We start from the raw sequence: 13,174 nt of genomic DNA, 5'->3' as shown, positions 1-13,174 counted from the left end.
CACGCTGGGAAACTATATATGGCCACCAAGAAACCGAAAGGACTGGGACGCGGACTGGACGCGCTGCTGGGCGCGGATATGCCCGCCATCGAAACGCTGGGCAAGTCCGCGCCGAAAGAGGACGGTCCGCCCAATGTCCTGCCGGTATCCAGGATGCGCGCCGGCAAATACCAGCCGCGCACCCGCATGGACGAGGGCGCGCTGAACGAACTGGCAGAGTCCATACGCACGCAGGGCATCATGCAGCCCATCCTGGTGCGGGCACTGGGCGACAACGCCTCCGGCCAATATGAAATCATCGCGGGTGAACGCCGTTTCCGGGCGGCGCAGCTCGCCGGGCTGAAAGAGGTTCCCGTGCTCGTGCGCGATGTTCCCGATGAGAAAGCCGCCGTGATGGCGCTCATCGAGAACATCCAGCGCGAAGACCTGAACCCGCTCGAAGAGGCGCAGGGCGTCCGCCGGCTGTTGGATGAGTTCGGCCTGACCCATGAGCAGGCGGCGCAGGCGATCGGGCGATCGCGCTCGGCGACCAGCAATCTGCTGCGTCTGCTCAATCTTGCACCGGCCGTGCAAACAATGCTGCTGGCTGGCGACATCGACATGGGGCACGCCAGGGCATTGCTGGCGGTGGACGGCGCCACGCAGATACAGCTGGCAAACCAGATCATCGCCAAGCGACTTTCGGTGCGCGATGCGGAAAAGCTGGTGACCAAGACCGCCAAGGAAAGCGAAACCACGCTGCGCAGCAAGAAAGGCCTGAACGGCTCGCGCGACGTCGCGCGGCTGGAGGAAGCCATGTCGGATTTTCTTGGCACACGGGTGAGCCTGAAGGTGGGCGCACGCGAACGCGGGCAGATCATCATCGACTTCCACGGTTGGGAACACCTGAACGCCTTGCTGGAAAAGCAGGGGCTGTCGGGCGTATTGGATGATGCCTGAGGCAGAACGCACCGCATCGCGCCTGCCGCGCATCGCCGTTCTGGCAACCGGCGGCACCATTGCCGGCACGTCGACGCCGGGCGACGGTACGAGCTATGCCGCCGGGGCCTTCGGCATCGACCAGCTGCTGGCGGCCGTGCCGGGATTGGCGGCGATCGCCACCTTGCAAGCCGAGCAGATCGCCAGCGTGGGCAGCCAGGACATGCGACACGATATATGGCATGCCCTGGCAACGCGCGTGGCGGCGTTGTGCGAAGACGAACAGGTCGACGGTATCGTGATCACCCACGGTACCGATACGATCGAAGAGACGGCGTATTTCCTCGACCTTGTCATTCCTCCAGGCAAGCCCTTGGTCCTGACGGGCGCCATGCGACCCGCCACCGCGTTGGGGGCCGACGGTCCGGCCAATCTGTACGCCGCCGTGGCACTGGCCGGACATGCCAGTGCACGCGATCGCGGCGCGCTTGTCCTGATGAACGAACACATTCATGACGCCCTCCGCGTGCAAAAAATCGCGGCCTCGGGCCTGGCCGCCTTTGCTTCGCCCGATCGTGGCATTGCGGGGGTCATGGAAGGTGACATGCCGCTGTTCTACCAACCGCCGCGTTCGCACGGCGGCGTATGGGGAGCGCGGCCGCGCATGCCATTGGCAGAGCCCGCGCAATGGCCGCGCGTGGGCGTCCTGCATGCGCATGCCGATATGCAGGCCGACGTGGCCGAATTCATGGCGGCTCGTTACCAGGGCGTGGTGCTGGCCGGCGTCGGCAACGGCAATGCCAGCGCCGCGGCGATGCGCGCGCTCGCGGACGCAGCCGCGCGGGGCGTGGCCGTCGTGCGTGCTTCGCGCACGGGACGCGGATATGTCGGACGCGGCGTCGAAGTGGACGACGATGAACTTGGCTTTATCGCCGCGGCCGCACTAAGCCCCCAGAAAGCACGCGTACTGCTGATGCTGGCGCTCATGTCCACCAACGACCGCGCGACGCTGCAGTCCTGGTTCGACGCGCAGTAGCGATCAAGCCGTGTGCGGCGCACCGGGCAGCCTGTGCCCTGCCGGGTCCATGACTCGCAGCCCGCTATGCCAGGCTCAGCCTGGAGGATCGGCTGCGCTACGACGATGACGCGCAAACCGGCTTCAGCGACAGGCGCCGCGCTGCTCGCGACCGCTGCTACGCCAGTACCACGTTGCCCACCGCGGCCGCCAGGCCGTCATAGCCTTCCGTGGCCTCGGCTTTGCGGTTTGTCACCAGCGTGGTCACACGATCGGCGGCGCAGTACGAAACCCTGCCGCTGCGTCCTATCCGTTCATCGTCGGCCAGCACGATGACGCGATGCGCATTGGCCGCCATGGCGCGCCCCGCTTCCGCGCGTTCCAGTTCGCCATGGGTCGCGCCATGCCGGGCTTCCACCCAGCTAGGGAAGAGCAGGGCCGCATCGACGGTGTAGCGGTGGATTTCGTTGATTGCCTGGTCTCCCAGCGTGGCGGCCAGCGGACCGTACGCCACGCCGCCCAGCACCACGGCCCGATTGCCATGCGCGGCATGCTGCGTACTGGCGCAGACCCGCATCGCGGCCTCGAACGAATTGGTGATCAAGGTCAGGCCGTGCAGCACAGTCAGCGCATCCGCCATGTGCAGCGCCATGTCGCCGGCTTCCATGAACAGCGTCTGCCCGTTCGACAGCAAGCCGGCCGCGGCACGCGTAATGGCGCGGGGGTGACGTCCATCGCCGCGCGGCGCCAGCGAAACCGGTTGCGCCAGCGGCGTCGCATCCGCCGGGTCGGTGGACGTCGCGCCGCCGTGCGTACGGCGCAAAGCACCCGTCTCTTCCAGGGCGATGAGATCCCGTCGTACCGTCTCGCGAGAAACGCCCAGTTCACTGGCGATACGGTCTGTCGACACGCTGTGCAGGGCCGCGAGCATCTTCCTTATCCTTTGGTACCGCTCTTCCTGCCACATGGTCGTTCGCTGCCTCCGCGTCGCGCGCTATGTTTGCAAACTTGAGCCAAGGTGTCTAGACTCGATTGGACGACGCGCCGGGCTCCATGCCCGCCGACGCTTAGCGGTTTTGACTCAACGTAAAGGTGGTCGGGCCATGCAAGCAGAAGGGGTGAGAACAGCGGACGATGCCGCGCGGCTGGTGCAGGCCAGCCCACTGACGCATATCAAGGTGGGCTTGTCGGATATCGATGGGCTGATGCTCGGCAAGTACCTGCGCAAGGATAAGTTCCTTTCCGCGCTGACGTCGGGTCTGGCGTTCTGCGACGTAGTTTTCGGCTGGGATATCGACGACCAGCTTTACGACAACGGCAAGTACACCGGCTGGCATACTGCCTATCCGGATGCCCAGGTGCAGATCGATCCCGCTTCCTGCCGGCGGTTGCCATTGGAAAAAGGCCCCGGCGGGCAGGACATGCTGCTCTTCCTCGCTGATTTCACGGGTCCGGCCGCTGAAGTCTGTCCGCGCCGACTGCTTCATCGCGTCATCGACCGCGCGCAGGGCATGGGTTACGACGCCTTCGCCGCGCTCGAGTATGAATTCTTCATGTTCCGGGAAACGCCGCAATCGGTGCGCGAGAAAGGCTATCGCAACCTGCAGACCTGGACCGAAGGCAACTTCGGCTATTCCATGCTGCGCAGCACCGTCAACGGCGACTTCTATCGGCAATTGCTGGATCTCTGCGAACGCATGGACATGCCGATCGAAGGGCTGCATACCGAGACCGGCCCCGGCGTACTCGAGGCCGCGCTCGGTGTGGACGGCGCGGCCGCCGCGGCGGACAAGGGATTCCTGTTCAAGACCTTTGCGAAAGCGCTGGCGCAGCAGAATGGATTGATGGCCACCTTCATGGCGAAATGGTCGCCGAGGCATTCCGGGCAGAGCGGCCATATCCATGTATCGCTGCGCGATCGCGCCACCGGGAAATCGGCTTTTCATGATGCCGAGCAGCCGCACGGGATGAGCGCCACGCAAGCGGCCTTCCTGGCCGGCGTGCAGCGTTATATGCCGGAATTCATGGCGATGTACGCGCAGACCATCAATAGCTACTCGCGGCTCGTGCCGGGGTTCTGGGCGCCACTGGACGCGACCTGGGGCGTGGAAAACCGCACGACCGCCATACGGCTCATTCCCGGCACGGACAAATCGCAGCGCGTCGAAGTACGCATCGGATCGGCCGACGCCAATCCCTATCTCGCGCTCGCGGCCGCACTGGCGTCCGGCTTGTATGGCATCGAAAAGGATTTGCGCCCGGAGCAGCCTGTACAGGGCAACGCTTACGAGCAGCGCTTTCCCGAGGCGCTCAAGCTGCCGACCACTTTGTGGGAAGCGGCCCAGCGCCTGAAGGGGTCCGAGGCCGCGCGCGGGCTGTTCGGCGATGCCTTCGTGGAGCACTACGCCGCCACGCGCGAATGGGAAGAACGCATGTTCCGCCGCCATGTGACCGACTGGGAACTGGCGCGCTATTTCGAGATCATCTGACTCGACGTCATTGCAGTCTCGCGTATCCCGGAGCCGGCCCGTATGTCACAGGAATTCATCACCATCAGCCCCATAGACGGCCGCGAAGCCGTGCGCAGGCCATACGCGAACGAGCAACAGATCCAGGCGATACTGCATCAGGCGTGCGCGGCGCAACGGCAATGGCAGGACGTCGACGTCCTTGAACGTGCCCGCGTGCTGACACAGGCGGTGGAGCGATTCGTCGCCGCCAAATCCGACATCGCGCAGGCCATCACGACGCAGATGGGACGGCCCAGCCGTCACGCGCCGCTCGAAGTGGACGGCTTCGCCGCACGCGCCCGGCATATGATCGCAATCGCACCCTATGCCCTGCAGCCGGTGGCCGCGGCGCCCGGCAGCGACCGCGAGCGGTTCATCCGGCGCGAGCCCATCGGCGTCACGCTGACGATCGCACCCTGGAACTACCCATTGCTCACCGCCGTCAACAGCATCGTTCCCGCGCTGATGGCGGGCAACGCGGTGATCCTGAAGCACTCCGAGCAAACGCCATTGTGCGCCGAGCTCATGCACACGGCATTCATGGAAGCGGGCCTGCCTGCCGGCGTTTTTTCGTACGTGCATGCCGATCATGCCACCACGCAGCGGCTGGTGCGCGCGCCGGAGGTCGGTTTCGTATCCTTTACCGGCTCGGTCCGCGGCGGGCGTGCCGTGGAAGAGAGCGCGGCGGGCCGGTTCATCGGGGTCGGCCTGGAGCTGGGCGGCAACGATCCCGCATACGTCCGCGGAGACGCCGATATCGAGGCTGCTGCGGAATCCCTGGTGGACGGCGCATTCTTCAATGCCGGCCAGTCGTGTTGCGGCATACAGCGCATTTATGTGGCGCGGCGCGTGCACGATGCCTTCATCGAACAGGCGGCGGTGCTGACCAACCGCTATGTGCTGGGCGATCCCCGCGACCCCGCCACGACGTTGGGACCGGTAGTTCGTGCGGCTGCCGCGCAGGGTGTGCGAGAGGTGGTGGAACAGGCGGTGCGCCAGGGCGCGCGCAATGTCGCCGATGCCGCCTATTTCCCGGCGGCGCGCGCGGGCAGCGCCTATGTCGCGCCGGCCTTGCTCACCCACGTCGACCACACCATGCGCATCATGCGCGACGAATGCTTCGGACCCGTCGTGGGCGTGATGCCGGTCGACAGCGATGATGAAGCGGTGTCGCTGATGAACGACAGCCCGTATGGCCTGACCGCCGCGGTCTACACGCGCGATCGAGAGGCCGCCATCGGCATCGGCCAGCGAGTACACACCGGCACGTTCTTCATGAACCGCTGCGACTACCTGGATCCCGGTCTGGCATGGACAGGTGTCAAGGACAGCGGACGCGGTGTGTCGCTATCCGTGCTGGGCTACGAACAATTGACCCGCCCGAAATCCTTCCATCTGCGCATGGCCTGAGCGACGCGCGTTGCCTGCTGTCATGTCCGGCATGGCAGGCGCCGCCGCCCACGAGGAAACCATCATGGACCTGCCTCACGTGAACTGGAACTATCCGACCGCCATCAAGGTGGGGCCCGGGCGGATATCCGAACTGCCCGAACACTGCGCCGCGCTCGGCATGAAGCGGCCACTGATCGTCACGGACCCCGGTATCGCGGCGCTGCCGATGGTGGAGCAGGCCGCGACGGCCTGTCGCGCCGCCGGCCTGGGTTGCAGTGTGTTCCACGAAATCAAGGGCAATCCGACGGGACGCAATGTCGAGGCCGGCGTGGCGGCCTATCGCCGTGGTGGCCATGACGGCGTGGTCGCCTTCGGCGGCGGGTCCGCGCTGGATGCTGGCAAGGCCATCGCACTCATGGTTGGGCAGGACAGGCCACTATGGGACTTCGAAGACGTCGGCGACAACCATATGCGCGTAAAGGTCGAAGGTATGGCGCCCGTGGTGGCCATACCCACCACGGCCGGGACCGGCTCCGAAGTGGGACGGGTGGCCGTCATCATGGATGAGGACGCGCGGCTGAAGCGGCTGATCTTCCATCCCCGCGTGTTGCCGGCCATTGTGATCCTGGATGCGACGCTTACGACCGGACTGCCCCCCTCGGTCACCGCCGCCACCGGCATGGACGCACTGTCCCACTGCCTGGAAGCCTATTGTTCTCCGTTTCATCACCCGATGGCGGCAGGCATCGCGCTGGAGGGCATGCGCCTGGTCAATCATTATCTGCCCCGCGCCGTGGCGGACGCCGGCGACCTGGCGGCGCGCCACCATATGCTGGTGGCGTCCTGTATGGGGGCGACGGCGTTCCAGAAGGGACTGGGCGCCATGCACGCGCTGGCGCATCCCCTGGGCGCGCTCTACGACGCGCACCACGGGCTGCTCAATGCCGTCCTGATGCCATACGTGGTGCAGGCCAACGCGCATGCCCTGCAGGCCCCGCTGGCAGCGCTGGCGCGGTACCTGGCCTTGCCCGGCGCCTCGGCCGAGGGCGTACAGGCCTGGATCCTGGAACTGCGTGAACGCATCGGCATTCCGCACACGCTCGCCGATATCGGCCTGCATGACGGCGACGCCGACCTGGTGGGCCGCATGGCGCAAGCCGACCCTTCGGCGGGGACCAACCCGGTGGCTTTCGACGCGGCGCAGTACGCGGCCATCTTCCGTGCCGCCATCGCGGGCCGGGCGGATGCGCGCGTTGCCCCCGATCCACGCTGACCAGTCGGACCGGACCAGTACCGCCGCCGGTCCCCTTGGCCCATTTCTTGCGGGGCCAATTTGACATCGGTTTCGAAAGTCACCATAATTTCAAGTTCTCCGCTGGAGGGGTGCCCGAGTGGTTAAAGGGGGCAGACTGTAAATCTGTTGGCCTTGCGCCTACATTGGTTCGAATCCAATCCCCTCCACCAGAGACCGCGCCAGGACCGGTCTCCCTGACAGGTGACGGTCCCGTCGGATCATTCAGTCGATTCTTCGTTCGCGCAGTGATTGACGCAGCAGTAGCCAGGCCGGTGCCCGGTCGCGCAAGCGGCAGGCACTTCTCCAAAATCCAGGCGCAGTTGGCCTGGATTTGCAGTGTCTGGGGGTATGCATCGATCGCGCAGGTCGAATCTGGCGGTATGCCGCGGGCGGTAGACGCGAGTCTGATGTAGGCGGGGCAGGATGGGAAACGGTACGCCGCGGGTGTAGCTCAATGGTAGAGCAGAAGCCTTCCAAGCTTACGACGAGGGTTCGATTCCCTTCACCCGCTCCAGGTTATAACGGATGCGCAACAGCGGGACGCGCATCTCGCAGGACAAGGTGTCAGGTCGTGCCAGGCACGGCGGGCGCCAGGTAGTACGGCAGGAAGCAGTAAGCCAAGATTTACCGCCCATGTGGCTCAGTGGTAGAGCACTCCCTTGGTAAGGGAGAGGTCACGCGTTCGATCCGCGTCATGGGCACCACGCATTTGTCTTCACTTCGAGTCAGATCCGCACATCCAGTCAGGAGTCAGCCATGGCAAAAGGCAAGTTTGAACGTACCAAGCCGCACGTGAACGTGGGTACGATCGGTCACGTGGACCACGGCAAAACGACGTTGACGGCGGCGATCACGACGGTGCTGTCGACGAAGTTCGGTGGCGAAGCCAAGGGCTACGACCAGATCGATGCGGCGCCGGAAGAGAAGGCGCGGGGGATCACGATCAACACGGCGCACGTGGAGTACGAGACGCAGAACCGTCACTACGCGCACGTGGACTGCCCGGGTCACGCGGATTATGTGAAGAACATGATCACGGGCGCGGCGCAGATGGACGGTGCGATCCTGGTGGTGTCGGCCGCTGACGGCCCGATGCCGCAGACGCGCGAACACATTCTGCTGAGCCGCCAGGTTGGCGTGCCGTACATCATCGTGTTCCTGAACAAGGCGGACATGGTGGACGACGCCGAGCTGCTGGAGCTGGTGGAGATGGAAGTGCGCGAGCTGCTGAGCAAGTACGATTTTCCGGGCGATGACACGCCGATCGTTAAGTGTTCGGCCAAGCTGGCGCTGGAAGGCGACAAGGGCGAGCTGGGCGAGCAGGCGATTCTGAAGCTGGCCGAGGCGCTGGACACGTACATTCCGACGACGGAGCGCGCGGTTGATGGGACGTTCCTGATGCCTGTGGAAGACGTGTTCTCGATGTCGGGCCGTGGCACGGTGGTGACCGGTCGTATCGAGCGTGGCGTGGTCAAGGTTGGCGAGGAAATCGAAATTGTCGGGATCAAGCCGACGCTGAAGACGACCTGCACGGGCGTGGAAATGTTCCGCAAGCTGCTGGACCAGGGCCAGGCCGGTGACAACGTGGGTATTTTGCTGCGCGGGACCAAGCGTGAAGAAGTCGAGCGTGGCCAGGTGCTGGCCAAGCCGGGTTCGATCACGCCGCACACGGACTTTGACGCCGAGGTCTACATTCTGTCCAAGGAAGAAGGCGGCCGTCATACGCCGTTCTTCAACGGCTATCGCCCGCAGTTCTACTTCCGCACGACGGACGTGACGGGGACGATCGAGCTGCCCAAGGACAAGGAAATGGTCCTGCCGGGTGACAACGTGTCGATGGTGGTCAAGCTGCTGGCGCCGATCGCCATGGAAGAAGGCCTGCGCTTCGCGATCCGCGAAGGCGGCCGTACCGTGGGCGCCGGCGTCGTCGCCAAGATCCTCAAGTAATCCACGCCGCCGCGGCGGGGTCCCCCGGGATCCCGCCAAGATTTCTCTGTACAAAGCGGCGAGAAAAGTAGTATTATGGATGGTTCCGCAAGGTTCCATCCTTCGTTTTTGGGCTCGTGCCGCGCCGCCGTCCTCTTGGACCCGATTTCTGGCTCAGTATCAAAGTGCTGGGTCGAAGCCAGGTCAAACTGCCAGGCCGACTGCGAAACGACTGGCCCCGGCATAACGCCGGGTTTGGTCAAGTCAGGCTCAGGCAAGTGGCGAGCAGGGAATCGAGCGAGGCGAGTAGGTTCCAGCCACCAGGCTGCCCGTTCGTAAGCCGACAGGCTGTCGGAAGGGGTGGACCCGGACCGGTTGAAACCCGCTTTTGGGCTTCATAGCCTGACCAGGAAGCGAGGGTAAAGGGTCTCTAGCGGTCGTATGCAAGTAAAGATACGGTCGTGCGTGACTAGAGGGGTATAGCTCAATTGGCAGAGCGTCGGTCTCCAAAACCGAAGGTTGTAGGTTCGATTCCTACTGCCCCTGCCAACCCGCATTCCTCTACCTGGCCTGCCGGAAATCATCGCAAGCTGCGCGTTCATGGCGGGCTTGCTGCGCAAAATGTCTAATACCAGCGTCGAAACCGTAACCAGTACCGCCGATCGTGTAAAGCTCGGTTTGGCGGTGCTTGTCATCATTGCTGGCATCGTTGGCTTCTCCGTGCTCAGCACCCAGCCCATGGCCGCCCGGATCGGGGTATTCGTGGGCGGGCTCGTCCTTGCCGCCGTCATCGCGTGGTTCAGCGAGCCGGGCCGGCGCACGTTGAGCTTTGCCAACGAGTCCTACAACGAAGTCAAGCGTGTCTCCTGGCCCACCCGCAAGGAAACGACCCAGATGACGGGGATCGTTTTCGCGTTCGTGGCCATCATGGGCATCTTCATGTGGGTGCTCGACAAGGGGATCGAATGGATCATCTACGGCCTGCTGCTGGGCTGGAAATAAGGGACGGCGAATGAGCAAACGTTGGTATGTCGTCCATGTGTATTCCGGCATGGAGAAAAGCGTCCACAAGGCACTGCTCGAACGTATCGAGCGCGCCGGCCTGCAAACGTCCTTCGGCGAAATCCTCGTGCCTTCCGAGGAAGTCGTCGAAATGAAGGGCGGCCAGAAGTCGATTTCGGAACGTCGCATTTTCCCGGGCTATGTCCTGGTCGAGATGGAGTTGACGGACGAAACCTGGCACCTGGTCAAGAACACCAACCGCGTCACCGGCTTCCTGGGTGGCTCGGGCAACCGGCCGACCCCGATCTCGGATAAAGAGGTCGAGAACATCCGCAACCAGGGCGTCGAGAAGCCTCGTCCCAAGGTGCTGTTCGAGGTCGGCGAAATGGTTCGCGTCAAGGAAGGTCCGTTCGCAGACTTCAACGGCAACGTCGAAGAAGTGAACTACGAGAAAAGCAAGGTGCACGTGTCGGTCACCATTTTCGGCCGCGCGACACCCGTCGAACTCGATTTCAGCCAGGTCGAAAAGACCTGATCCCGTAGTCCTCAACACCCCGGGGAGCCCGCCGCGTGCGGTGGGCGTTTGAACCCGCAAGGAGCAAAGCATGGCGAAGAAGATCGTCGGCTTTATCAAGCTGCAAGTGCCGGCTGGTAAGGCGAATCCCTCTCCCCCGATCGGTCCGGCGCTGGGTCAGCGCGGTCTGAACATCATGGAATTCTGCAAGGCGTTCAACGCCAAGACGCAGGGTATGGAGCCCGGCCTGCCGATTCCCGTGGTCATCACGGCGTTCGCGGACAAGAGCTTCACCTTCATCATGAAGACCCCGCCCGCGACGGTCCTCATCAAGAAGGCCGCCGGCGTGCAGAAGGGTTCGCCCAAGCCGCATACCGACAAGGTCGGTACGCTGACGCGCGCCCAGGCCGAGGAAATCGCCAAGACCAAGGAACCCGACCTGACGGCGGGGGATCTGGACGCCGCGGTGCGCACCATCGCTGGCAGCGCCCGCAGCATGGGCATCACGGTTGAGGGGATCTGATCATGACAAAACTGTCCAAGCGTACCGCCGCCCTGCGGGAAAAAATCGACCGTACCAAGCTGTACCCGGTCGCCGAGGCCCTCAGCCTCATCAAGGAAACCGCCACCGCCAAGTTTGACGAATCCGTCGACGTGGCTGTGCAGCTGGGCATCGACCCGAAGAAGTCGGACCAACTGGTCCGCGGTTCGGTCGTGCTGCCCGCCGGCACCGGCAAGAGCGTGCGTGTGGCCGTGTTCGCCCAGGGCGACAAGGCCGAGGCCGCCAAGGCCGCCGGCGCCGATATCGTCGGCCTGGAAGACCTGGCAGACAGCATCAAGGCCGGTCAAATGAATTTCGACGTGGTCATCGCGTCCCCCGACACCATGCGTGTCGTCGGCGCCCTGGGCCAGATCCTGGGCCCCCGCGGCCTGATGCCGAACCCTAAGGTCGGCACGGTCACGCCCGACGTGGTCACCGCGGTGAAGAACGCCAAGGCTGGCCAGGTGCAATACCGTACCGACAAGGCCGGTATCGTGCATGCCACCATCGGCCGCGCCTCTTTCGGCGTGGAGCAGTTGCAAACCAACCTGTCCGCGCTGGTCGACGCCCTGCAAAAGGCGCGTCCTGCCGCTGCCAAGGGCGTGTACCTGCGCAAGCTCGCCGTGTCGTCCACGATGGGTGGCGGTGCGCGCGTCGAACTCGCTTCGCTCACGACGCCTGCTGCCTGATCGGGGCGTCGCGAGCAAACAGAACTTTGGGCTGCGTCCGGTTTTTTACGGACGTTGCTGTCAAAGACCGCTGGAGCAAGTCGCCGATATCCGGGTGTCTCCGCAAGGAAATGCCATCCCATCGGCGCCGCGCTTAATCCCGAAGCCTTTCCGGTTCGGATCCAGCGTAGACGGCGTCCCATGGAAGATTTCTTTTCTGAAGAACTCGACCAGGCGCCGCATTCGGTTGACGTTTCGGAATCCCTTCCAGAACGTCTTTTGATGGAGTGTTCAAACCGTGAGTCTCAATCGCCAAGAGAAAGCGGTGGTAATCGAGGAAGTCTCGGCGCAAGTCGCCAAGGCCCAATCGATTGTTATCGCCGAGTACCGTGGTCTGGACGTCGCCTCCGTCACCGTACTGCGCAAGAATGCGCGTCAATCGGGCGTGTACCTGCGGGTTCTCAAGAACTCGCTGGCTCGTCGCGCTGTAAACGGCACGGCTTTCGAGTCGCTGTCCAAGCAGCTTACCGGTCCGCTGATCTACGGTATCAGCGCTGATCCGGTTGCGTCGGCCAAGGTGCTCGCTGATTTCGCCAAAACCAACGACAAGCTGGTCATCAAGGGGGGCTCGCTGCCCAACAACCTGTTGAACCAGGAAGGCGTGAAGGCCCTGGCCTCCCTGCCCTCCCGCGAAGAGTTGCTGGCGAAACTGCTGGGCACCATGCAGGCCCCGATTGCGCAATTTGCCCGTACGCTCAACGAAGTTCCGACCAAGTTCGCCCGCGGCCTCGCTGCCGTGCGCGACCAGAAGGCGGCGGCCTAGGCCCCCGTTTTCACGGACTTCGCTGTACGACGAGCGACACCGAACCTGGCATTACCCTATCTGGAGTTCTTAGAAAATGGCACTTAACAAAGCTGAAATCCTTGACGCCATCGCTGGCCTGACCGTTCTCGAACTGTCGGAACTGATCAAGGATCTGGAAGAGAAGTTTGGCGTGTCGGCTGCTGCCGCCGCCGTGGCCGTGGCTGCCCCCGCCGCCGGTGGCGCTGCCGCGCCCGCCGAAGAGCAGACCGAATTCAACGTCATGCTGCTCGAAGCTGGCGCGAACAAGGTCAGCGTCATCAAGGCCGTGCGCGAGCTGACCGGTCTGGGTCTGAAGGAAGCCAAGGACCTGGTCGACGGTGCTCCGAAGGCCGTGAAGGAAGCCGTTGCCAAGGCTGACGCCGAAGCTGCGAAGAAGAAGCTGGAAGAAGCTGGCGCCAAGGTCGAAGTCAAGTAAAACCTTCTGCCAGTTGCCCGGGGACAGCGAAGTCTGCAGTCCCCGGGCTTTTGCGTTTCCAGGAAACCCTAGTTGGAAGTGGGGTTCAGTGGGGTTTCCTGGAGTCGTATCAGA

At 63.8% G+C, this 13,174-nt stretch carries 13 protein-coding genes and 4 tRNA genes; 16 read left to right on the top strand and 1 reads right to left on the bottom strand.

Annotated features, from left to right (window positions below; genetic code table 11):
* Positions 1-18: 18 nt before the first annotated feature.
* Complete coding sequence (locus tag BAU07_RS25880) at positions 19-939, top strand: ParB/RepB/Spo0J family partition protein (protein WP_066664280.1); 921 nt, start codon at positions 19-21, stop codon at positions 937-939.
* On the top strand, positions 932-1,954 hold the full coding sequence (locus BAU07_RS25875; RefSeq protein ID WP_066665759.1) for an asparaginase: 1,023 nt from the start codon (positions 932-934) through the stop codon (positions 1,952-1,954). The genes BAU07_RS25880 and BAU07_RS25875 overlap by 8 nt, the downstream gene beginning before the upstream one ends.
* A 157-nt stretch (positions 1,955-2,111) precedes the next feature.
* On the opposite strand, the gene BAU07_RS25870 is transcribed toward BAU07_RS25875, so the two are convergent.
* Positions 2,112-2,864, bottom strand: a complete 753-nt coding sequence (locus BAU07_RS25870) for a DeoR/GlpR family DNA-binding transcription regulator (protein WP_232338210.1) — start codon at positions 2,862-2,864, stop codon at positions 2,112-2,114.
* A 172-nt stretch (positions 2,865-3,036) separates the two neighbouring features.
* On the opposite strand from BAU07_RS25870, the gene BAU07_RS25865 reads away from it, so the two are divergent.
* From BAU07_RS25865 to rplL, 14 genes are all read left to right on the top strand, one after another.
* Positions 3,037-4,422, top strand: coding sequence for a glutamine synthetase family protein (locus BAU07_RS25865; RefSeq protein ID WP_066664273.1), 1,386 nt, complete (start codon positions 3,037-3,039; stop codon positions 4,420-4,422).
* Positions 4,423-4,464: 42 nt separating this feature from the next.
* The gene (locus BAU07_RS25860; protein WP_066664270.1) at positions 4,465-5,853 is read left to right on the top strand and encodes an aldehyde dehydrogenase family protein; all 1,389 of its coding nucleotides are present in this window, start codon (positions 4,465-4,467) and stop codon (positions 5,851-5,853) included.
* A 64-nt stretch (positions 5,854-5,917) separates the two neighbouring features.
* Positions 5,918-7,108: an iron-containing alcohol dehydrogenase gene (locus BAU07_RS25855; RefSeq protein WP_066665758.1), complete on the top strand. Its 1,191-nt coding sequence runs from the start codon at positions 5,918-5,920 to the stop codon at positions 7,106-7,108.
* Positions 7,109-7,212: 104 nt separating this feature from the next.
* Positions 7,213-7,299: transfer RNA gene (locus tag BAU07_RS25850), tRNA-Tyr, on the top strand.
* A gap of 270 nt (positions 7,300-7,569) precedes the next feature.
* Positions 7,570-7,643 (top strand) — tRNA-Gly (locus tag BAU07_RS25845).
* A gap of 115 nt (positions 7,644-7,758) precedes the next feature.
* A tRNA-Thr gene (locus tag BAU07_RS25840) sits at positions 7,759-7,833 on the top strand.
* A gap of 52 nt (positions 7,834-7,885) precedes the next feature.
* The gene (gene tuf, locus BAU07_RS25835) at positions 7,886-9,076 is read left to right on the top strand and encodes an elongation factor Tu (protein ID WP_066664267.1); all 1,191 of its coding nucleotides are present in this window, start codon (positions 7,886-7,888) and stop codon (positions 9,074-9,076) included.
* A gap of 452 nt (positions 9,077-9,528) precedes the next feature.
* Positions 9,529-9,604 (top strand) — tRNA-Trp (locus tag BAU07_RS25830).
* Positions 9,605-9,676: 72 nt separating this feature from the next.
* Positions 9,677-10,057, top strand: coding sequence for a preprotein translocase subunit SecE (gene secE / locus BAU07_RS25825; protein WP_066665750.1), 381 nt, complete (start codon positions 9,677-9,679; stop codon positions 10,055-10,057).
* 10 nt (positions 10,058-10,067) lie between these two features.
* Entirely contained in the window at positions 10,068-10,592 is a 525-nt protein-coding gene (nusG, locus tag BAU07_RS25820) for a transcription termination/antitermination protein NusG (protein WP_066664264.1), read from the top strand.
* Positions 10,593-10,662: 70 nt separating this feature from the next.
* On the top strand, positions 10,663-11,094 hold the full coding sequence (gene rplK, locus BAU07_RS25815; RefSeq protein ID WP_066664261.1) for a 50S ribosomal protein L11: 432 nt from the start codon (positions 10,663-10,665) through the stop codon (positions 11,092-11,094).
* Between the two features lie 2 nt (positions 11,095-11,096).
* Positions 11,097-11,801 carry a 50S ribosomal protein L1 gene (gene rplA, locus BAU07_RS25810; RefSeq protein ID WP_066664260.1) on the top strand — a complete coding sequence of 235 codons (705 nt, stop codon included), beginning with the start codon at positions 11,097-11,099 and terminating at the stop codon, positions 11,799-11,801.
* Positions 11,802-12,078: 277 nt separating this feature from the next.
* Positions 12,079-12,603, top strand: coding sequence for a 50S ribosomal protein L10 (rplJ, locus tag BAU07_RS25805; protein ID WP_066664257.1), 525 nt, complete (start codon positions 12,079-12,081; stop codon positions 12,601-12,603).
* A gap of 76 nt (positions 12,604-12,679) precedes the next feature.
* A complete protein-coding gene (gene rplL, locus BAU07_RS25800) occupies positions 12,680-13,060 on the top strand; it encodes a 50S ribosomal protein L7/L12 (RefSeq protein WP_066664252.1) in 381 nt (126 codons plus the stop codon).
* Positions 13,061-13,174: the final 114 nt, after the last annotated feature.

This window comes from Bordetella flabilis (assembly GCF_001676725.1).
GTDB classification, from domain to species: domain Bacteria; phylum Pseudomonadota; class Gammaproteobacteria; order Burkholderiales; family Burkholderiaceae_B; genus Bordetella_C; species Bordetella_C flabilis.
This window is presented reverse-complemented; position numbering and strand designations above follow the sequence as displayed.